Source organism: uncultured Bacteroides sp., from assembly GCF_905207245.1.
In the GTDB taxonomy this organism is placed as follows: Bacteria; Bacteroidota; Bacteroidia; order Bacteroidales; family Bacteroidaceae; genus Bacteroides.
In genome coordinates, this window is the sequence record NZ_CAJLKP010000008.1 from 39,667 (window position 1) to 62,131 (window position 22,465).

At 41.3% G+C, this 22,465-nt stretch carries 14 protein-coding genes; 12 read left to right on the top strand and 2 right to left on the bottom strand.

Annotated features, from left to right (window positions below; genetic code table 11):
* Window positions 1–40: 40 nt before the first annotated feature.
* Both QZ135_RS04280 and QZ135_RS04285 read right to left on the bottom strand, forming a co-directional pair.
* Window positions 41–742: a Crp/Fnr family transcriptional regulator gene (locus tag QZ135_RS04280; protein WP_044137529.1), complete on the bottom strand. Its 702-nt coding sequence runs from the start codon at window positions 740–742 to the stop codon at window positions 41–43.
* A gap of 267 nt (window positions 743–1,009) precedes the next feature.
* Window positions 1,010–3,199: a glutamine synthetase III gene (locus tag QZ135_RS04285; protein ID WP_294606196.1), complete on the bottom strand. Its 2,190-nt coding sequence runs from the start codon at window positions 3,197–3,199 to the stop codon at window positions 1,010–1,012.
* 445 nt (window positions 3,200–3,644) lie between these two features.
* Here QZ135_RS04285 and QZ135_RS04290 point away from each other — a divergent pair, with 445 nt between their 5' ends.
* From QZ135_RS04290 to QZ135_RS04345, 12 genes are all read left to right on the top strand, one after another.
* Window positions 3,645–5,870: a DUF5686 family protein gene (locus tag QZ135_RS04290; RefSeq protein ID WP_308757955.1), complete on the top strand. Its 2,226-nt coding sequence runs from the start codon at window positions 3,645–3,647 to the stop codon at window positions 5,868–5,870.
* A gap of 198 nt (window positions 5,871–6,068) precedes the next feature.
* Window positions 6,069–6,620, top strand: coding sequence for a hypothetical protein (locus QZ135_RS04295; RefSeq protein ID WP_294606198.1), 552 nt, complete (start codon window positions 6,069–6,071; stop codon window positions 6,618–6,620).
* Window positions 6,621–6,648: 28 nt separating this feature from the next.
* Window positions 6,649–9,723, top strand: a complete 3,075-nt coding sequence (locus QZ135_RS04300) for a tubulin-like doman-containing protein (protein WP_294606199.1) — start codon at window positions 6,649–6,651, stop codon at window positions 9,721–9,723.
* 16 nt (window positions 9,724–9,739) lie between these two features.
* Window positions 9,740–10,600, top strand: coding sequence for an Ig-like domain-containing protein (locus tag QZ135_RS04305; RefSeq protein WP_294606201.1), 861 nt, complete (start codon window positions 9,740–9,742; stop codon window positions 10,598–10,600).
* Between the two features lie 15 nt (window positions 10,601–10,615).
* Window positions 10,616–11,743, top strand: a complete 1,128-nt coding sequence (locus QZ135_RS04310) for a hypothetical protein (RefSeq protein ID WP_294606202.1) — start codon at window positions 10,616–10,618, stop codon at window positions 11,741–11,743.
* A gap of 4 nt (window positions 11,744–11,747) precedes the next feature.
* Window positions 11,748–12,497 carry a hypothetical protein gene (locus QZ135_RS04315; RefSeq protein ID WP_294606204.1) on the top strand — a complete coding sequence of 250 codons (750 nt, stop codon included), beginning with the start codon at window positions 11,748–11,750 and terminating at the stop codon, window positions 12,495–12,497.
* A gap of 59 nt (window positions 12,498–12,556) precedes the next feature.
* Window positions 12,557–13,540 (top strand): nuclear transport factor 2 family protein, encoded by a 984-nt coding sequence (locus tag QZ135_RS04320; RefSeq protein WP_294606206.1) that lies wholly within the window; start codon window positions 12,557–12,559, stop codon window positions 13,538–13,540.
* Between the two features lie 19 nt (window positions 13,541–13,559).
* Window positions 13,560–14,681, top strand: coding sequence for a formylglycine-generating enzyme family protein (locus tag QZ135_RS04325; RefSeq protein WP_294606207.1), 1,122 nt, complete (start codon window positions 13,560–13,562; stop codon window positions 14,679–14,681).
* A gap of 2 nt (window positions 14,682–14,683) precedes the next feature.
* A complete protein-coding gene (locus QZ135_RS04330) occupies window positions 14,684–15,688 on the top strand; it encodes a metallophosphoesterase family protein (protein ID WP_294606209.1) in 1,005 nt (334 codons plus the stop codon).
* 389 nt (window positions 15,689–16,077) lie between these two features.
* The gene (locus QZ135_RS04335) at window positions 16,078–19,296 is read left to right on the top strand and encodes a TonB-dependent receptor (protein ID WP_294606211.1); all 3,219 of its coding nucleotides are present in this window, start codon (window positions 16,078–16,080) and stop codon (window positions 19,294–19,296) included.
* A 21-nt stretch (window positions 19,297–19,317) separates the two neighbouring features.
* Entirely contained in the window at window positions 19,318–20,898 is a 1,581-nt protein-coding gene (locus tag QZ135_RS04340) for a RagB/SusD family nutrient uptake outer membrane protein (protein ID WP_294606212.1), read from the top strand.
* A 30-nt stretch (window positions 20,899–20,928) separates the two neighbouring features.
* Complete coding sequence (locus QZ135_RS04345) at window positions 20,929–22,368, top strand: hypothetical protein (protein ID WP_294606214.1); 1,440 nt, start codon at window positions 20,929–20,931, stop codon at window positions 22,366–22,368.
* Window positions 22,369–22,465: the final 97 nt, after the last annotated feature.

A 22,465-nucleotide genomic window follows, 5' to 3' on the forward strand; every position in this document is an offset into this window, starting at 1 on the left:
GCTGATGGTTGTCGTCAGGGGGGGAGACAAGCACTCTTCTTTAACCTATCTTACTTATTTTCTTCAGCTTTTCTTCATCAATGATCTTTATTTTCCGTCCGTCGATGGTAATTAACCGTTCTGTGGAAAATTGTGATAAAGTACGAATGGCATTGGAGGTTGTCATGTTCGACAAATTAGCCAAGTCTTCGCGTGACAGATAAATACTGAGGGTAGAACCATCTTCTTCCAGTCCATAGCTTTCTTTAAGGAAAAGGAGTGATTCGGCCAATCTGCCGCGGATATGTTTCTGCGTCAAGTTGACAGTACGCTCATCGGCAATACCCAAATCGATGGATAACTGCTTGATAAAGAAGAGAGCAAGATCATTGTTTTGTGCTACCAATGTAGTGATGGCACTCATTGGTATGAGACAAATGAGAGAAGGTTCGAAAGCAGCAGCAGCAGTAACGTAGTCTTCTTTGGCGAAATAGGCACGGTAACCAAAGTATTCAACAGGTTTAATCATACGGATAATCTGGCTTCTTCCGCCAACACCGTCCTTGTAAATTTTCACCTTCCCGTTTAGAAGACACATGAGGTATTTCGGAGTTTCACCTTCGCAATGAATGACTTCATTTTTCTTATAATTCTGGAGCGTGAAATGGTTAGCGAGAAATTCCCGCTGTTCTTCATTCAGGGGCTCCCACATATCGGCTATCAGCTCCGGAACATTCACGTCTGACAAATTCATTTTTACCATAACTGCTGCAAAACTGTGTTATACAGCACAAATGTAAAAAGAAAAAATTAAATATTGCACAAAAGAGAGGAAAAGATGCAGTATAGGGGAAGGAAAATGATAATTTAGCGCGGAGCGCTAAATTAAGTTACGAGTTACGAGCTACAAGTAACGAGTTGCTGCGCTGTACTCGTGGGCGAATAATTATTCGTCCGGTTATCACACCGAAAGGCACTTGTCACTCGTAGCTTGTAGCTCGTCACCTATCGCGCGAAACGCGATAAATTATCATTTAGTAAACAGCAGTTCCCTATATTTGGGCAACGGCCATATCTCATCATCAACTTCCATCTCGAGGTGATCGATGTGATCGCGTATGCTATCCAGATATGGGCGTACATTTTCTTCATAGGCAAAAGCCCTGTCTTTGTAGTTGTCCATGTGGTTAGCCACTTTGCGGGCTTCCGTCATCTCCCGCACCAGAACTTTGATAGCAGTTACTCGCTTGGATATTTCGCGTATCAGTTCTTTGCGGTCGGCGCTCAAGACTTCGTATTCTTCGGGAGAGAAGATTTCCTTGAGCCCGCGGAGATTTTCTAACAGGCGGTTTTGGTAGCTGACTGCAATGGGGACGATGTGATTGATAGCCAGATCACCTAATACGCGACTCTCAATTTGCACCTTCATGGTGTATTTCTCCAATTCCACCTCCAGACGGCAGGCAAGTTCTGTTTCGTTGAAGATACGTTCGCCTATCAGTACGGAGCGGGATTGATTGTCCATATAGTGCATCAAGGCTTCGGGTACATGGCAGATATTGGTCAGTCCACGGCGGGCGGCTTCCTCTTTCCATTGGTCAGAATAACCGTCACCCTCGAAGCGGATATCTTCGGAAGCGATGATGGTCTCTTTCAAAATGCGGAAGATGGCTTCGTCTTTACCGATTCCTTCTTCCATCAGTTTGTCGACGGATGCTTTGAATTCATTCAATTGATTTGCCATAGCAGCATTGATGGCAATCATGGCGGCGGCGCAGTTGGAAGAAGAGCCGGCAGCACGGAATTCAAAGCGGTTGCCTGTGAAGGCAAACGGAGAAGTGCGGTTGCGGTCGGTTGTATCGAGAAGAATTTCTGGAATACGTCCGATTCCTAATTTAAGAGTCGTTTTTTCTTCTGCCGTCATCTTATCATCGCCTACCTGACGTACTATATCATCCAGAGTAGCGGATAATTGTCTGCCCAGGAATATAGATAAAATGGCGGGTGGTGCTTCATTGGCACCCAGACGGTGGCTATTGCCTGCGCTCATGATAGAGGCTCGCAACAGGTTTTGATTCTTATAAACCATCATCAGTGCGTTTACCAGGAAAGTGAGGAAAAGCATATTTCCTTTCGGGTTCTTACCGGGTGCGAAAAGGTTGATACCTGTGTCAGTGCAGAGCGACCAATTGTTATGTTTTCCCGAACCATTGACACCACTGTAAGGCTTCTCGTGTAGCAATACGGCAAAGTTGTGCTTGCGGGCGATGCGTTTCATTAGGTCCATAACCAACTGGTTGTGGTCGTTGGCAAGGTTGGCGTTTTCAAAGATGGGAGCTAATTCAAATTGATTGGGAGCTACCTCATTGTGGCGCGTTTTTGCCGGAATTCCCAGTTTGTGGCATTCTATTTCCAATTCCTTCATGAAGGCTGTCACCCGTGGAGGAATAGAGCCGAAATAATGGTCTTCCAGTTGCTGGTCTTTTGCGGATGAATGCCCCATGAGCGTACGTCCGGTTAAGCAAAGGTCGGGACGGGCGTTGTACAAGGCAGAGTCTACCAGGAAATATTCCTGTTCCCAACCCAGATTAGTGTATACGCGGGTTATATTTTTATCGAATAGCTGACATATTTCAGTGGCGGCTTTATCTACGGCTGCAAGTGCTTTCAGCAGTGGTGTTTTGTAGTCCAGTGCCTCACCGGTGTAGGAAATGAAAATTGTAGGGATGCATAATGTACTATCTACCACGAAAGCGGGGGATGAAACATCCCATGCTGTATATCCGCGTGCTTCAAAAGTATTACGGATACCACCGTTGGGGAAAGAAGATGCATCGGGCTCTTGCTGAATGAGCAGTTTGCCGGAGAAACGTTCGATTACGTTTGAGTTTTCTCCAAACTCAATAAATCCATCATGTTTTTCGGCCGTACCGTCCGTCAGTGGTTGAAACCAGTGGGTGTAATGAGTAACATTCAAGGATTTGGCCCAACTTTTCATGCCGTTTGCAATCAGGTCTGCTATTTCGCGGCTGATGGGGGTACCTTTTTCAATGGCGTCTGTCACTGCTTTATAGGCTTCTCTGGGCAGATATTCCTGCATTTTTTTACGGTCGAACACATGGCTTCCGTAGTAATCGGATAATTTGTTCGAAGGGGGAGTCACTTCAAGAGGGCGCCGGTTGGCAAGCTCTTGCAAGGCATAGAATCTCATTTTTGACATATCAGTCTTCCTTTTGTTGATTGTTGGCGCAAAATTATATGTTTTTTCTGAAAGTACCCCTATTTTTTAGGGGGTAATCTTTGAAAAACAATCGTTTTTCTGTGAATAACCCCTGAAAAAGCATATCTATATCAGGAAAAAGATGCTTTTTTGATTTGTTTGCCTGCCACTGCAACCACCTGTCCACTTTATATCCACTTCTATATAGAACTTTATCTACTCCGGACCTTCTCCTTATGTATAAGAAGGAGTATATAAGGAGTAGGTAGGGAGTAAGTAAGGAGTAGGTAAGGAGTAGGTAAGGAGAAAGTATGGTGCAGACACAGGAAAGGGATTTGAATACATAAAAGGCCATATTGAGAAAAGTATCTTTAAAAAAACTACTATACCTCCGTTTTACAACCTTTTTTTCTATATTTGTCCCAACTTATTAGAGGAATTACGATTGAAGCATTTAATATATATATGTATAGGGTTCGGGTTGTTATTTTCCGTTCTTCAAGAGGCCGGTGCAGAGAATGTGCACTATTCACGGGATAAACAGTTGCAGCATTCGGCGGACTCCATAATGGAACGCGTCTTTTTCTTTGCTCCTTTCTATGAAAGTATTATAGAAAGCTATAATGCAGAGCTTTACATCAAAGGGAAGGTAAACGTTAAGAAGAAAAATTTTATTATCCATTATTTGCCCACCATGTTCCGCACCAAGAAAGGTATGCATGAATATATGATGGAGACCTACAGTGAACTTCATTTCAATGCCCCCAATCGTTATGAGCAGGAAGTCAAGGCGAGCATGGGCACCACCAAGGGCTTTTGGGAAGCTGACGGACGCTTGATGGAGCATTTCCATATTAATCTTTATTCTTCTACATTGTTATATGATAAGTTGCTTTCTCCTCTGGCTTCAGATGCCAGAAAGTACTACACTTATTTTGTGGATTCCATCATAGGAGATTCTCATAACCGCCAGTATAAGATTCGATTCATGCCTAAGAACAGGAGCTATCAGTTGGTTGGTGGATATATGATTGTCAGTGCCGACGTGTGGAGCATACGTGAGATACGTTTCTCAGGACGTTCGGAAACGTTCCGGTTCACTAATCTGTTAAGGATGGGAGAAGTGGGAGACCCGGATGAATTTTTACCCGTAGAATATGACGTGACGGGCAATTTCCGTTTTCTGGGAAATGTGATAGACGGAAGTTATGTGGCTACGCTCAATTATCGGGACATCCGCCAGCGAAAACCGGCACATATGGTACCACGGACAGGATCTAAATATGATTTGTCGGGAATTTACAAGATGAGTGCAGTTCCTGATGCATATCGATATGACACGGCTTATTTTAACCGTTTGCGTCCCATTCCTTTGACTCCTCACGAACAGGAACTCTACCGTAATTATTCCCAACTTCGTGATTCTGTACCTATTAAAAAACGTAAGGCGATTTGGGGACAGTTTGGAGATGCGCTGATAGACTACTACACAGTGGACTTGAATAATTACGGGAGATTGCGTTGTTCTCCGCTTATCAATCCTTTCATGTTTGGCTATAGTGCATTGAATGGGCTCTCTTATCGTCAGCAGTTGAGGTATAACCGACTGTTTTCGGGTGATCGCCGTTTGCAGATTGCTCCGGGAGCAGGTTATAACTTTAAACAGAAGGAATTTTACTGGCAGGTGAGGTCAAGCTTTGATTACTATCCTCGCAAAGGCGCCTCTTTGTCTCTGGAGTTTGGTAATGGTAATCGCGTTTATAATAGCGCCATACTGGATGAACTGAAAGATATTCCGGATAGTATTTTCGATGTAAGCAAGCTTCGGCTGAACTATTACAAGGATCTTTTTCTTACCATGCGCCATCGTTGGGAAATCGTGAACGGTTTGACGTTGGACCTCAACCTCTCCATGCACCGCCGTACGGATACAGCGAAAGGAAAGTTTACGGTGATTGATTCCGGTACGTCTTCTTCCCCTGAATCCGGAGCGCCTTCTCCATCGCCTGAAGTCGATACGGATGTGCTGGATAAGTTACCCCATGTTTATAATAGTTTTGCTCCGGGAATACGTTTGGCATGGACTCCGGGGCAGTATTACTATATGAGTGGTAACCGGAAGGTAAACCTTCCTTCCAAGTATCCTACAATATCTCTGGATTGGGAGCGGGGTATTACGGGAGTGTTGCCCAACTCCAATAAATATGAGCGTTTTGAAGTAGACTTTCAACATACTATTTCTTTGGGATTGATGCGTGATTTCTATTATCGGTTGGGTTGGGGTGTTTTTACCGAACAGGATGGAATCTATTTTATTGACTTTGCGAATTTCCGGCGCACTAATCTTCCGACGGGCTGGAATGACGATTTTGGTGGTGTTTTTCAGTTGCTCGACAGATATTGGTATAACTCTTCGCGCAAATACTTTAGAGGACATATCACTTATGAAGCTCCCTTTTTGATTATTCCTCATTTAAATAAAGTCAGCCAGTATGTGCTGAATGAGCGTCTGTACTTCGGGGCGTTGTTTGTTCCCAGGCTGAAACCTTATATCGAGTTGGGGTATGGCATAGGTACTCACATCTTTGATTTTGGTTTCTTTGCAGCCTTTGAAAATTGGAAATATAAAGAGGTGGGAGTGAAGTTTACGTTCGAATTATTCAATCGGTAATTGGAATAAACAAACAGGATAGGATAGAAGGGCAATAGGAATTATATAAGAAAAAGATAGGAATTTTATCAATAATAAAAAAGTTTTTTATTGTTTCTGCTGATTATTTAATATAATGTTTATATTTGCACATCCTTTATTCCATGGAATTAAAGGCTTATAACAGGAAAATACTTTTTATATTTATCTGAAAGTGTGATGAGTTTTATTTTTAATCTTATATCTACACTGCTGTGGGGAGGAATTCTCTCCATAGTAATTATCGTGCTTTTGTACCTACTGATGCGGGGCCTCTATTTTTCTTATAGATTTACTCTGTGGAATATCCTGTTGATGCTTGTGTTATGGATACTTTTTTTTGCTCAGAGCACTATGATGGTTGGGGCGATGTATGCCAAAGGGTATGTGGACGATGTTCAGGAATTGGTGAGTAGTGTTGCCAATCAGGCTAATGGAACATTTACTCAACTTTCATCTGCTGAACAGGTGGAACAAGTGAAACTGGCTATTCAGGAAGAGTTTCCTATCGTATCATCTTATGTAGAAAAGATTGATGTAAAATCTATTGCAGACGGTAGTACCGGTTATGCTGTCGGAATAGCTCAAGTTATGAAAAAAACAATAAACTATTATATTCTGAGGCGGATACTTTGGATAATCGGATTTATAATAGGAGGTGGAATACTGTTGGCATGGATGAGACCACGGATGAGATTCTCTAGTCCAACAGATATGGAAACATACTACTAATAATAAATAATATATAACTTAAAAAATTATGGAAAATCACATTCTTATTGGCTTAGGAGGAACAGGTGGAAAGGTTCTGAAAGCTTTTCGCAAAAGACTGTTTCAGGAATTCACTCCGGAAGAAAGAGCAAATCTCCCGATTTCCTTTTTATATGTCGATTCAAGCACTGAAATGATGCAGGCGGGTGATATCACCTGGAAAGTATTGGGCGAAGATGCGCAGTTCAATCAGAATGAATTTCTTTTTGTTAAAGGAATTGATTTGAATACAGTGTTCAGCAATCCAAGTGGATTTCCTGGATTAAAAGGCTTCATTGGTGATCCTGAAGTAATGAAGAGAACATTAGGTGAAGTGGGTGCTGCTGCTGCACAGAAGCGTCGTGCCGGTAGAATCCTGTTTGGCTCTAATATCGATTCTTACAAACAAGCTTTGAGGGCTCAATATAGAATAGCAAATTCACGTAGTGGAGCGGCTCGTACCAATATTCATATCTTTACCGGTCTGGCGGGTGGAACGGGATCCGGAGCTATTATAGATGTGATTGCACAAACACGTATGATGCCGGAATTTCAAGCCGGTTTAAGTCCTGACGGAAAAACCGGTACGGGTATTACTGCGTTTGCTATGTTGCCCGAAATAACTCCTCCGGGAACATGTGATGCCGGACGTTACCATGCTAATGGTTTTGCTGCACTGACAGAGTTGAACGCTTTGCAGATAAAGAGCTATCAGCCTTTGGATGTGTCGGGGCAATATGAACGCTTAAATTTGGATGCTGTAGATAAAGTGGCTGATTCCTGTTTTGTTTATTCTAACATCAATGAGCACGGAAAGATTGTTGATTCATTGAAGCATTTGCCCAAAATGGTTTCCGACTTTGCATTCAACCGTATATTTTTGGAGCAGAACGATAATACAGAAGAGTATAATCGTACTTATAGTTTGGAAAATATCAATGATTGGGATAAGGAACGTTATGAAAAATCAAAAACCGAACCTGCTGACATTGTTCGTTCTAAACGTTTCAGTTCTTTCGGTATCAAACGTATAGTTATTCCTGAACAAGAGATAAAAGAATATTTTGCTTACCAGTTTGGTATGCAGGCATTGCTCCAACTTCGTTTCAATAACTGGAACGATGATTTGGGATTCCGTGATACTCCTGCCAATATTGATTTCCACTCCTTCGTAAAGGAAGCACAGCAATGGGAAGCATGGCGCATGACTGACAAACATCTTGTTTTGGATAAACCGATTTTAGAGTCAGACAGAGGAAGATTCCCTCCTTTCTCCGAGTATTGGGGAGCCGTTATTCCTGTATGGACTGAGCAGGCTCGTAGTGCCAGATTACCTTTAGCGGAGTTGGCTAGATTATGTGCGCAAGGATATGACCAGTTTTTCCGCAGAGTGGGAGTCAACAGTTTCTTTGAAGGAAAAAATGCTGCCCGCGAACAACATGCTCTGGAAATCTGCAGCTTGATAGAAAAATACATGTTCGACAAATGGAGTACCGGAGATTACTCTCTGTATAATCTTTGCGAATTGTGTGACTGTTTGCTGATGATGATGGATGCTCGTCGCAGAGAGATGGAAGAACGGATTACAAAAATCAATCAAGTTATTGATGCCCAAGAGAAAGAGAAAGCACGGGTAGAAGCTGAATGGCAAAATTTGGGCTTGCTGGGCGGACTGATTCGTAAGAACAACCTGATACAGGGCTATGCTTCTATCATGAATATGCTTTGCATGAAGCGTACCGAATTGCAAGGTACTCAATTTGCTGTTTCCATGATGGGAGTGCTTATTGTTAAGATGAATGCTTTGCGCGGACGTGTGGAGAAGTTTGTAGATATAATAAATGATGCTTTGAATTTTGCAGAACAGCAGATAGGTACACGTTGTAGTGACAATGGAACCGTTAGTTTGCAAGAGGATATTGTACGCTTCTACAATCAGCAGGGAGTACTTAATTTTACCGAAACGGTTATCAAAGATAAAACCCGTCAGAAAGGTATCTGTGATGAGTTTCGTGGAGAATTACTGAAAATAATAGGAACAGAACGTACATTTGCACGCGCAAATGCCAGTATTTCCAGTGAAGAAATATCTAAACTGCTCGATACGGTAGTGATGCGTAAGGCGATTATCATTCATGATGAAGTGTTGCTGGAAAATAGTGAGAAGCTGATTAACCGGAATATTCTGGAACAGTTGAGTGAGAAGTATAATACACCGGAGGCTTTAAAACAATTTGCTTCGGATGTGATAGAAAATAGTGGTGTATATACCACTTTTGATGCTACTCAAATCAGTTTGGCTGTAAACAACAACCCTATTCCACAGAAAGGACAGAATATTTATCGCCGCATTGTGCTGGTGAACTTGCCGGAAGTGGAAGGAAGTGAACAAGTGCAGAAGTTTGCCAACAAATTGAAAGCTGCTATGATTGCGGCTGTAAATTCTGATATTCAGGTATATGTAGATATGAATGGAGCCCGTAAGAACGAGATGACTGTAAGCAGCATCACTTATTGCTTCCCACTTCGTATTGTTAATGATTTGAAATTCTTCAAGGAACGCTACAATCAATTGGCTAATAGTCCTACAAACAGTAAGGAAAACCGTACGGTGCTTCACACTGAAGGTACAGGTGAACAATTCCCGACTTTGTTTATGACTGCAGAAAAACTGCCATCGGAAGTGCGTAAAATATATACTCCCTATCTGATATTGGGTTATGCTTTAGGGCTCGTAAAAAAAGCACCGAAGAATGACGGTACCGGACTCGACGCTTATGGTACGATAGAAAAAGATGCGTTGGATATGGAAGTGTTGAAACCAATGGCAGATAGCTTTACGGGCGTAAGTTATTCTACTGAATTTACCGAAGATTTCGGTGAAGAACTGAAGACTAAATTTGATAAGGCTATGCGTGGCGACTATCTGCACGTCAATAAACGTCAGGAACTGAAGACGGAAGTACAGACTTTAATAAAAGAGGTAATCTTACCTGAATGTGGAGGAAATACCGGTAGTGAGAAGTTTTTGGAGTTCCGTACTGCTGCATTGACTGCACTGGAATTAATTGCTAATTTTAAATAAGTAAAAGCTAAAAGTTATGGCTAAAAAAAATCCGAATGTAAAATATGGGCGGTGTAATAACATTGAAAACTGCTCAAAAGCAAATGCGAAAGAAATAATTGAAATCCCTCTGGGAGAAGATTTTGTATGCCCCGAATGTGGAGGAGCACTGTCTGAAGTAGTGGGTGATCCGGGGACAAAAAGCAAAATGGTTATTATCGGAGTAGCAGCAGTTGTGGTGCTAGGCGGTATTGGTCTATATTTGGGCTTGTCAGGAGGAGACACTACTGCTAAACTTGTAGAAACGGAGCAAACGGATCCCGTAACACCTTCTGATGGTTCTGCAGAAGGAGAAGAAGTAGTAAAACAGGAAGCAGAACCGTCTGTGGTTGCAGTTGAAGCTATTGTGATTAAAGAAACTGAAAAAGACCTACAACTGGCAGCAGGAGATGAAGCGCAATTGACTGTGGAGCTGTCACCGGAAGGTGCAAATGATAAGCTTTCTTGGGCATCTTCTGATGATGCTGTTGCTACAGTTTCTGAGTCGGGCTTGGTTACAGCTGTAAAAGCTGGTAAAGCAACGGTTAAGGTTTCTACATCGGAAGGTGCAAAGTCTGCCAGTGTTGATGTTACTGTGAAAAAAGATGCTCCTGCACGTATAAATCTGCCTTATGGTTATTTTGAAGGACCAACGAATGGAAGTGGTAAACCTAATGGCATTGGTATTGCTTATGTTACGAAAGGGTATTCACTCGACTTGAAAAATAGAGATAAAGAAACTTTGGACTTGAAGTCGGGCGACAAAATTATGAACGCTAAGTTTAAAGATGGTAACTTACAGCAAGGCGAACTTCAACGTAAGGATGGAACGCGTAAGACAATTCAGATCGGTGGTTGATAAATATTGAATGTTATGAAGGCCATCTTCTACTCATTATTCATGGTATTTGCTCTCTCGGGGGTGAATACCATGTCGTTGATAGCTCAGAATAGTTATCAGACTGATTTATTGGCTGATATGGCAACTTCATTAAAGTTGGCAGATCAGTTGAGTACTTTGAAAGATGGTCGTTATAATGCAGAACTTTTTTATAAAAAACGTCCGTTGAGTGTAACTGTAGATGGCGGAAGGGTAAGCCATATTGGTTATCTTTTGTTTTCTGAGGAACAACGTCAACTGTTACATATTCCTGCTGTATGCAATTTCTTAGAGCGATATGTGCTGAGCATTGATCTACCGTTGAAACGTGAGAAGTCTGTAGAGAAACAAATAGCAGAAGATAATATCAATTTTACAGTTGGAGAAATGTCTGATCTGCGTAAACAGGTTGGTGATACCACTTTAAACCTGACTATTGACAATCTGTCTGACAGGCGCTATAAGGTTAGTTGGTATCGGGGGGATAAACTTACTTGTTCGGTTGATTTCCCTATTAGTTATGATTTGCTTCATGGTACCGAGATGGTAGAAAATGAGCGGCGTATAGTGGAGGCAATAAAACGTGCTGCATCGTTGCCGGCAGATACTACAAAGATTAATCCTAAGTCCTTGGTTATGACTTGGCAACCGAATTACTTTGTTCTTCCTGGGGATACTTGTTACACAGCTGAGCTGAATACAACCCGCTATTATGAGAAATCAGGAGATGGAAAATACCAGTTGCTGTTCAACCGAAAGCATCCTTTGGAGAGCTTGGCAAACTTGCTGACCACCGTTAATCTGAAAAATGATTTCAGGATAAATGTCCGTCTGAAAAAGTATGATGCTCCCGATGAGAACTTTGAAGTGCCTTTGTTACAGTTTATCAGTTATTTTCTGAGGCAAGGGTGTACTCCTTATTTTGGAGTAATTAGTTTTGAGGGAACCCTCGCTGTTTGTGAATTATTAATGCGCAATGCTAATGAAGGATATTGCCATGCGATGAAAGTAACCTGTGATGTAGAGCAGGTATTAGATAAAAAGGGAAATATAACGGCCCGTCTGACTAGTTATATCCCCACTTCTAAAATTAAAAATTTGTTTAAGGAAGATGAAAATTAAAGGTATGAAACAACGAATTCTGATGTTATTGTTGGGCTGCCTCTCGGTCGTGGGGGCTTTAGCACAAAGTTCGGGTATTACAAAGCAAATAAACGACATTAAGCGTAATGGAAAATACTTCTACGCTGAATCTACTATGGAAACTGAAGAGGAGGCACGTGAGGCTGCCACTTTGATGTTGGCTAACTATATTAATGATTATATCAATGACAATAATTTACCTCCTGAAAACAAAGTAACGGAACATAGCTTGACGAAGGTACAATATATAAAAGGAAAGCGTGGTACTAATATGCGAGTTTTTGCATACGTAAATAAGGCTGATTATGTTCCATTTGAATCAGGTGAGACATTTGAATCGAAAGTAGAGCCGATAGTCGTTCCTGAACTTGCAGAATCTGAATTAGCAACACCGGAGGTCTCTTCTTCGGATGTTTCTATGCCTCTTCTTGTGGAGTGGCAACAGGAAGCTTTGGATGATCTGCTGAAAAAAACTAATTTGCAGGAAGCAATCAATGCTCTTAATCGTATGAAAGTAGATTATAAAGTGAAGCGTTTTGGTACATATAATGAGTGTAAGAATATAGCAGAATGCTTTTGGATTATCCTTGAAAATGATGCAGATAAAAGTCTGGTGACTATTCTGGGGCCTGGTACTAGTGAGCGAATTAATTTCAGAACCCATCAATACGATTCATTGGATAATTATTTTGGTAAGGGAAAAGGTGCAGTGTGGTTTGAATTTTCCAAGTAAGATTCAGATTTGAGGGATTGTACTGCTTGAATATGTATAAATAGTAATGTTATAGAAATATGAGAAAATTAGTATTCACTTTCTGGATGTTGGGGTGTTGCATGCTTTTGCAGGCACAAAACGAAGTACTTTTTGAGTTTTCTGATGGTATTCCGGATGGTGCTTTAAAAACAAAGATAGAACAGCAGGTGATGGGCTTGCTGACTGCTATTAATATTGCCGAATCCAGCAATTCAGACATCAATTATAGTGGTATTGACATAGACAATCTGGCTTCACAGAGTATCGGGATGACTTGGAACAATGTTCATTTCCGTACAATGGATAGTGATATTGTAGAGCATTGTGTTCGTTTGGAGCGTAGCAATGGAAGTTTGCGTGGTTTTCAGGTAAGAAATATTGGTGTGGAGATGAGACCTCTGGATGCTGCTTTTGATACTCAAAAATCTAAGTATCAGGAAATTTGTATTGACTTTAATACCTCTGGACGAATTATTGACTTTAATTTTGCTATGGAAACCCGGCAATATCAGCAATTGTTGAAAGAAGGGGTTCGGTTGAATGATGTAGATCGTCGTCTGCAAATTATTCACTGGTGCGAACAGTTCAAAAAAGCTTATAATGACAAGAATCTGAGATTTATGGAAGATATTTTCAGTGATGATGCTTTGATTATTACAGGTAAAGTGGTAATGCAAAGACAGAAGAGTGAAGTAGGATTGGCAGATGCAACAAAAGTGGAATATGTCCAGAAGAATAAACAACAGTATTTGGCAAGTCTGCGCCGTGTCTTTGACCGTGAAAAGTATAAAGGCTATATCAATGTAGAGTTCGATGATTATGAGATTAAGCGTAATGGCGCAAAACCTCAGTATTACGCAGTGACATTGCGGCAGAACTGGTACTCATCTACCTATCATGATGAAGGCATGGTAGTCTTAATTTGGGACTTTACAAATGAGGAACAGCCTAAAATACAGGTGAGAACTTGGCAACCTATGGGAGAAAATGTTTTTGGATTTTCAGATGTAAAACTACCATAATAATAAAAAAATAATTTATATGAAGAAGATTTTTTTAGCAGCAATTCTGCTGTGTTTTTCATTATGTTCGCTCTATGCACAAGAGTTGACTATGAGCGATTTTCATGTTGATCCGTCTGATTTAGCAGCTCAGGTACATCAGGTTCCTGACTTGAACGGAGACCCTTGCGCCTTGATTAAAGTAGGGCTGGCTGTTCCGGATGCTAAATTTGAAGGAGATGTTGTTAAATTTGAGTATAAGGATGGAGAATATTGGGTATACTTGCCTGCGGGGTCTAACTGGCTTACTGTTAAAACTGCGGAATTTACCCCTTTGCGTTGTGATTTTGAGAGTGTGAAGTCAAAATCTACCTATATCATGACAGTCACTAAACCGGGGGGGCCTACTCCCCTTAAGCCAAGAATTACCGTGGAACTGAAGCCACAGGCGAATATCATTGGAGTACAAACTAAGAAGCCAGTGAGTTTTGATTTGCTTCTCGTGAAGGGGGGGATGTTCAAAATGGGAGCTACTCCCGAACAACAGAATGCAGACAAAGATGAACAACCGGTTCATTGGGTAAAGATCACGAAAGACTTCTATATGGGTGAAACGGAAGTGACACAAGCGTTGTGGGAGTATGTTATGGATAATAACCCTTCTACTTTCCAAGATCCTAATAAGCCTGTAGAGATGGTAAGTTGGGACGAATGTCAGGTTTTCATTAAGAAACTGAATGAATTGACAGGAGTACATTTCCGTTTACCGACAGAGGCGGAATGGGAATATGTAGCGCGAGGTGGAAATAAAACCCAACTAACACAATATAGTGGAAGTGCTAATGTGGATGAAGTGGGCTGGTATTATGCTAATAGCCAAAATACGACACATGCTGTGAAAACGAAGAAACCCAATGAACTTGGATTTTATGATATGAGCGGTAATGTATGGGAATTCTGTATGGATTATAAAAATGATTATCCCAAGGGAGAAGTTTCAGATCCTATCGGTTCTAAACAGGACAAAAACCGTGTGCGTCGTGGTGGTGCCTGGGACAGTGAATCGGCTGATAACCTTCGCGTGGCTTTCCGTCGTAGAGTGGAGCAGGATACACGTGAAAGAGGCTTAGGGTTACGATTGGTGCTGGATCTTAATATGTAACAATGAAACATATTACTATTTGTATCATATTTCTGTGCATGGCTTTTGTTGGCCATGCGCAAAAAACTACTCTTCATTTTTCTTCCGATGGAGAGTTTAAAATTGTGCAGTTTACAGACCTTCACTATAAGTGGGGAAAAAAGGCCTCCAATAAGGCTATAGAATGCATGGAGGAAGTGCTGGATGCCGAAAAACCGGACTTTGTAATGGTGACAGGAGATTTGGTTTATTCTGCTTCAGTAGCAAAAATATTACCGGTATTATTTGCTTGTATTTCGGAACGCCAGATTCCGTTTGCTGTTGTTTTTGGCAACCACGATGAGCAGTTTGATTGTACATTGAGTGAAATCTATGATATCATTAGTGCTATGCCTTATAATATACAACCCGATCGTAATGCTGCCTTTAGTCCCGATTATGCTTTACCGGTAATGTCCAGTGATGGAACGCGAACAGCAGCGGTCTTTTACTGTATGGACTCTCATGCTCGTCCCAAACTAGAAGGAATCGGTGGATATGATTGGTTCCGTTTTGAACAAATTAATTGGTATCGTGAGCAGAGCAAGAGTTTTACTGAGAATAATGGAGGAACTCCTCTTCCATCTCTTGCTTTCTTCCATATTCCTTTGCCTGAATATGCTTTGGCTGAGGCTGACGGGAAGAGTCCGTTGCTAGGCTCGAAAGGCGAGGAGGTGAGCTGTCCGAGACTTAATTCCGGTATGTTTACTGCCATAAAGGAGCAAGGAGATGTGATAGCTGCTTTCTGTGGTCATGACCATGACAATGACTTTGCAGTGATGTACAAGGAGATATTGCTGGCTTATGGTCGCTTTTCCGGCGGAAATACCATCTATAATCATCTGAGGCCGAATGGTGCACGCGTGATTGTGCTGAAAGAAAATCAAAAGACTTTTGATACCTGGATTCGGCTGCGTGGTGGAGAGGTGATTAATCAGATAACATTTCCAGATAGTTTTCAAAAAGGAAAGAAGAAGAAAACTAAATAGTTACTTATATTAATAATGATAAGAAGTTCTCTCTATCTACTGATGATATGAGAGAACTTTTTTTATTAGTATGTCTTTGGCTATTATAATAAATATGCTCTTCTGTTATTAACTTCCTTTATATTTTGCTTGTTTATATGTTATTACGGTATGCAAAAATAGTGTTTTATGCTCTATAACATGCGGTGACGTATTGAACAAAAGTATTGATAAAATTTTGATTTTTAGTGTTTTATTCCTTTTTGACGTATTGGTAGCGTATTCTGAATTTTGAATTGACGTATTTAAGAATGGATGTTTCTGGTTTCTTTCGTAGTTATTTATCATATGTTTGCGGTGTTCAAATGAGAACGAAACCGAGAATTGTTAATCTTAATTTAGTGAAACTTATGAAAAAGTTATTATCAGTTTTATTTTTACTAAGCTTTACCTTATTAGCTTCTGTATATGCACAGAATATACAGGTAAAAGGTACGGTGGTAAGCGGTGCGGATAACGACCCCTTACCTGGAGTAAATGTGGTGGTGAAAGGTAATGCCACTACAGGAACAATCACCGGTTTGGACGGTGAATTTGCCTTGTCGGTTCCCTCCGACGCAATCCTTTCCATTTCTTATATAGGATTCAAATCACAAGAAATTTCGGTAAATGGTAAGCGTGAACTGAAAATTGTGTTACAAGAGGATTCAGAAGCTCTGGACGAAGTGGTAGTAGTAGGTTATGGTGTGCAAAAGAAGAGTGTAGTTACTGCTTCTATTGCCAAGGTTAGTAGCGAAGATATTGCTGCAAAAGCTCCTGTCCGCATGGATAATGCACTGAAGGGGCTGGCTGCCGGTGTAGATGTTACTTCTGCTTCAGGACAACCGGGTGATTCTCCTCGTGTGCGTGTACGTGGTATCGGTACTATTAATAATAGTGATCCGCTTTACATTGTGGACGGTATGCCTATCGGAGGTGGTCTTGACTTTGTGAATCCGAATGATATCGAATCCATTGAGGTCTTGAAAGATGCTGCATCCGGAGCTATCTATGGTGCACGTGCTGCCAATGGTGTTATCCTTGTAACCACAAAGAAAGGTAAGATGGGGAAGGCTCAGATTAATTACAACTTTTCTTATGGTTGGCAGAGTGCATGGAAGCAACGTGATGTGACAAGTGCTACGGACTATGCCATCTTGCAGAATGAGAGCCGTGTGAACGGTGGTCAGGCTCCGATTTATGCAGACCCTTACAACTTGATAGATGCCAATGGACAAGCCATTAAGGGCTTCGGTACAGATTGGCAAAAACTGTTGTTCAATGACAATGCGCCGGTGATGAATCATGATGTAACTATCAGTGGAGCATCAGAAAAGATAAACTACTATCTTTCATTGGGATATTATACACAAGATGGTATTGTTGGTGGTAACTACGGACAATCTAATTATGACCGTCTGACAATTCGCTCTAACACACAGTATAACGTGATTGATGCCTCCAAGGAACGCAGTTTCTTGAATAAACTGGATTTGGGTGTAAATATTGCTTATATGCGCACACATGCCACTGGCATCAATACCAACTCGGAATTCGGTTCTGCTTTAGGCTCTGCTCTTTATTTGTCTCCTATCTTGACATCTACATTGACCGGTGATGCAGCAGCTGAAATGATAGCCTATTACAAGGCTTATGATTTGCCTCGTGATGAAAACGGAAATCCTTATACTGTACCCGGTTATGGTGGTGCTTACCAGGAAATGAACAATCCATTGGCTATGATGACTTTGAGTCCTCAAAAGAATTGGTCGCATAAGTTTGTTCCCAAGTTTTCTATTGATTTGCAATTGTGGGATAATCTAAAATATCATTTTAGTTACAGTGCTGATATGGGTTTCTGGGGATATGATAAGGCCACAACTTCCCGTTTCTATCTTTCTGGTAATAATAATGCTTCACATACCAGTGTGGAAGCCAATAAGGAACAGAATGTTACATGGCAGTTAGAAAACACCTTGACTTATGATAAAACTATTGGTAAGCACACCTTCGGTGTGGTATTGGGACAGTCTGCCTTGAAATACAAAGGTGATTATTTGAAAGGCAATCGCTGGAATCTGGTAAACCCTAATAAACCTTCTATTGACTATTCTACAGGAAACATTGAATATACTAAAAATGACAAAGATGAAATAACAGGTGCTACTGTTCAGTATGGCGTATCGGGTGCTCCTCGTATCGAACACACAATGTCGTCTATGTTTGCGCGTTTGAGTTATAACTACGATGAACGTTATATGTTTCAAGCTACGATACGTCGTGATGGTTCCAGCCGTTTCGGTCCTAACAATAAGTATGGTACATTTCCTTCTGTATCAGCAGGCTGGAATGTGACGAATGAGGCTTTTATGGAAAATACGCGGGAGTGGCTTTCCAATTTAAAAATTCGTGCCAGTTGGGGTAAGAATGGTAATGATAATATAGATGAGTTCGGTTATACTTCACTTACGGCTATGGGCAACAATGTGCTTCTTGGTAGGGATGCCGTCAAGTATATCGGCTCTAAAGCTCAGCGCTTGGCTAATCCTGATTTGAAATGGGAAGAAAGTGAGCAGACCGACTTTGGTATTGATTTGGGATTCTTTAATAACGCATTGACGTTCAGTGCTGATTATTATATAAAGAAAACTAATGGTATGATTATGGAAATGCCTATTCCGAGTTATGTAGGTGAAAGCAAGCCTTTGGGCAATGTGGGTGATATGGAAAATAGTGGTTTTGAGTTTGAAATTGGCTACAAATGGAATATTTCAGATGCTAAATTTGCTGTCAAGGGTAATGCTACTTATCTTAAAAATACATTGAAGAACTTAGGTAATGATACCGGTTATATGGATTTTGACGGCATTCAGGGGTTATCCGGTGGCGGTACACGAGGTTCAAACGGACAACCTTTCCCGTACTTCTTCGGTTATAAGACTGATGGTGTGTTCCAGAATGTGGACGAGATTCGTGCTTATGTCAACAAGGATGGAGCTATGATAATGCCGAATGCAGTTCCCGGTGATACACGCTTTGTAGATGTGAACGGTGACGGAAGTATTTCTGCCGATGATCGTACCAATATTGGTAATGGTACTCCCGACTGGACCTATGGCTTGAACTTTAATGCAGACTGGAAGGGCTTTGATTTCAATATTTTCTTCCAAGGTGTAGCTGGTGCCGATGTTTTTGATGCGACTTATCGTACAGATGTTGCTTCTGGTAACTACCCATCGTGGATGCTGGGCCGCTGGACCGGTGAGGGAACTTCCAATAAGTACCCCCGTCTGGCAGTGGGTGATGCTACGAACTGGATGGTATCTGACTTATATGTATGCGATGGCTCCTACCTTCGTCTTAAGAATATAACTTTGGGTTATACATTGCCTGTAGCTCTTACTCGTAAACTTACCATCGAACGTTTGCGTGTTTATGTACAGGCTGAGAATCTTGTGACTTGGACAAAGTATTGGGGGTTTGATCCTGAAATTTCTTCCGGTCCCGACGGCATTAAATCTCTTGGTATCGATCGTGGTGTTTATCCGCAGGCTCGTACCTTTACAGTAGGTGTAAACGTTTCTTTCTAATCTAAAAAAATCAAGAAATATATGAAAACAATAAAGATATTAGCAATAGGCTTACTTTCTGTCGCCACGATGCTGACTACCGGTTGTAGTGACAGTTTCCTTGAGGTGGAAAATCCCACTGGTGAACCTTTGGAAGATTATTATACTACGGATGAACATATTCAGGAAGCTCTGATTGCGGCTTATGATCCTATTCATTGGGCCGACTGGGGATTGGGGCAGTATAATGCCCTGAATATCGATGCTGAAATCATGGGTGACAATTTCTGGGTAGGAGGTGCCACTAAGACTGATATGCAGAATTGGCACATGCTTTTCAATTATGAAGGTAATGAGAACAATACGCTCAGTTCCCTTTGGACTGTGGACTATTCGGGTGTTAAGCGTTGCAATGACTTGCTGAAATATCTGGATTGGGCTACTGATGTTACGACAGAAAATCGTAAGAGCTATGAGATGCAAGCGCGTTGTTTGCGTGTGTTCTATTATAATATGTTGTGGCATTATTTTGGTAATGTTCCTTTTTATTTGGAGAATCTCTCGAAACCTCCTTATTCAGCTCCACAATACAAGGCTGATGATGTTTACAATGAACTGATTGTAGAGTTGGAAGCTGTGATAGACTCAAAAGGACTGCCTATGAAATATTATAAGACCATGAAGGGGGGAGTGCTTGTTGATGATGAAGGACAATTGGGGCGCGTCACGCAGGCAATGGCTTATATGATGTATGCTGAAATGGTGATGTACCAGAATGATGAGAGCCGCTTTGCAAGAGCTCTTGGGTATATGAAGGAAATTATTGCAGACCCTAATTTTGTGCTGAATCCCAATTATGCTGCTATTTGGGAAACAACCGGTGAGTGGAATAACGAGTCTATTTGGGAAATCAATTACGAACAGACTAACTCTGAGCGTGGATGGGGAAGTCCGTTGGCTATTGGTGGTACTGTGCTTCCTACACTGATTTCACCCAATACATTTACTGCTGACCCGGAATGGACCGGTGAAGGTTGGGGATTTTTGCCTATGCGCCTTGAGACCTATGAGATGTTTAGTAGTACAGACAAACGTCGCGACGCTACTTGCTGGGATGTGCGTGGTACGAAGTATACCGATCGTTATCAGGATACCCATATTTGGCTGCAAAAGTATCGTCCGTATGACCGGAACTTTAAGAGTGCTCCATTCGACCAGAATTTGAACTATAATAACAATTACCGTTATTATCGTTATGCAGAAACATTGCTTAATGCCGCTGAATTATCCCTTCGCACTGGCGGCAGTGCAACCGGTGAAGCCAAGACGTGGTTGAATGCAGTTCGCACCCGTGCCGGACTGGCGGAACTTTCCTCAGTTACTGTGGACGATGTGCTGACCGAGCGTCGTCTTGAGTTTGTGGGCGAAGGCAAACGTTATTTTGACTTGGTACGCGCTGAAGGCATCAACGGAGCTTCATCCAAGAATAAGGCTACTACAGCACTTGTTCCCGATGAATATGGCTATCGTACTAATTCCTGGACTCCGAAGAAGAAATATATTCCCATTGCACAAGGTGAGTTGGACTCTGATCCGGCCTTGGTTCAGAACGATTATAAATAGTGTCCATAACTTTATTAAATAATAAACGATATGAAAAATATTTTTAAACATATGGCATGGGTGTTGATTGCAGGTTTGGCAATGACTGCATGTTCGCCCGAAGATTTTACGGGAGCAAATGGAAATCTCCCCCAAGCTTCAGATTATGCTGACAATTTTAAAGTGACTGTAGACCAGTCAACCAATTATGCGAATTTTGAATTTACTTCCGCTCCTGGAGTTACTCCGGTTTGGATTATTGATGGTGCATCTTATTCGTCGGCATTTAGTCTTTCAAAGTATTATCGTAAGAAAGGTTCATATACTGTAGAATGTAAAGTGAAGAATGCTAATGGAATCAGTGATGGTACTGTTGTGAAAACTTTTGTTGTAGAGAAGACAAAGATGACTGGTTTCGGTGGTTTTGTTGAAGATAGTAATTACAATCTTTTCAAGGGACTGGAACTCCCGAATAATCCCGGTAATAATGATAATCCGGCACATAATCCTGCATTTTGGTATGCTCCGGGATGGAATATGATAGATGCTCCTCGATGTGTTTTATCCAAGGGAGCTTATACTATTACTCTTCCTGAGGCTACAACTGACCAGTGGCAGGCTCAGATGGCAATTAATACCGGTCTGTCTATTTCCGCAGACAAGCATTATGATTTTTCTGTTATTGTCACCTCTTCTACGGCACATAAAAACGTGAAGGTGAAAATCTGTCAAGCTGATAACGATAATATTATTCTTATGGATAAGAATTTCGCTCTTGATGCGGGAGAACCAAAAGCATTGTGGGGATCGGATCTTGAAATTTATAGTGCAGACCCTGAAAAGATACCGGTAACTGATTTTAGTAATGTTAAGGTTGTATTCGATTTTGGCGGAAATGCGGCGAATACGGAAGTCAGTATTGAAAGTTTTGTACTGAAAGATCATGCTAATGATGATGGAACTGAAGTGCCAGATGATACACCGGAACCGACTTGGGTAGCAATCGATAGTGAGGACAATATCTGGAATAGCGCTACGTTTACTAACTCATTTTATTATGCCAATGAGGATTGGAGTGGAAGACCTAATCCTGAAATGACGGTTGATGGACGAGCTTATACATTTATATTCCCGTTGGCAACTGCACTGCAGTGGCAAAATCAAGTTCTATTCAATACAGACTTGACGGCTGATACGGAAACCACTTATGATTTCTGTGTTACATTGGTTGCCAACAAAGCAATAGGAGGCGTAACTGTGAAATTAGTACAGACGGATGAGGTAGATGAAAATGGAGAACCAGTTAAGCATGATAATAATTACTTCTTTGCCGAACAAATAAAGCTTGAGGCTGATACGGATTATAAATTCTGGGTTTCGGAAAAGAAAGCGCCAGAGGCTATGCATGCCATATCATTGGTCCTTGACTTTGGAGGTAATCCTGATGATACGAAAGTGATAGTAAAGGACATCATATTTCAAAAACATTAAGATTTATCAATATATAGATGGCGTGGGAAGGCTAAAGCCTTTCCACGTGATAAAATAATTCAAATATTCGTATATGGCAGGTCTTATTATATGATAT

Coding starts and splice junctions, on each gene's coding strand:
- QZ135_RS04280 (WP_044137529.1), bottom strand. CDS start 742: ATGGTAAAAATGAATTTGTCAGACGTGAATGTTCCGGAGCTGATAGCC.
- QZ135_RS04285 (WP_294606196.1), bottom strand. CDS start 3,199: ATGTCAAAAATGAGATTCTATGCCTTGCAAGAGCTTGCCAACCGGCGC.
- QZ135_RS04295 (WP_294606198.1), top strand. CDS start 6,069: ATGAGTTTTATTTTTAATCTTATATCTACACTGCTGTGGGGAGGAATT.
- QZ135_RS04300 (WP_294606199.1), top strand. CDS start 6,649: ATGGAAAATCACATTCTTATTGGCTTAGGAGGAACAGGTGGAAAGGTT.
- QZ135_RS04305 (WP_294606201.1), top strand. CDS start 9,740: ATGGCTAAAAAAAATCCGAATGTAAAATATGGGCGGTGTAATAACATT.
- QZ135_RS04310 (WP_294606202.1), top strand. CDS start 10,616: ATGAAGGCCATCTTCTACTCATTATTCATGGTATTTGCTCTCTCGGGG.
- QZ135_RS04315 (WP_294606204.1), top strand. CDS start 11,748: ATGAAACAACGAATTCTGATGTTATTGTTGGGCTGCCTCTCGGTCGTG.
- QZ135_RS04320 (WP_294606206.1), top strand. CDS start 12,557: ATGAGAAAATTAGTATTCACTTTCTGGATGTTGGGGTGTTGCATGCTT.
- QZ135_RS04325 (WP_294606207.1), top strand. CDS start 13,560: ATGAAGAAGATTTTTTTAGCAGCAATTCTGCTGTGTTTTTCATTATGT.
- QZ135_RS04330 (WP_294606209.1), top strand. CDS start 14,684: ATGAAACATATTACTATTTGTATCATATTTCTGTGCATGGCTTTTGTT.
- QZ135_RS04335 (WP_294606211.1), top strand. CDS start 16,078: ATGAAAAAGTTATTATCAGTTTTATTTTTACTAAGCTTTACCTTATTA.
- QZ135_RS04340 (WP_294606212.1), top strand. CDS start 19,318: ATGAAAACAATAAAGATATTAGCAATAGGCTTACTTTCTGTCGCCACG.
- QZ135_RS04345 (WP_294606214.1), top strand. CDS start 20,929: ATGAAAAATATTTTTAAACATATGGCATGGGTGTTGATTGCAGGTTTG.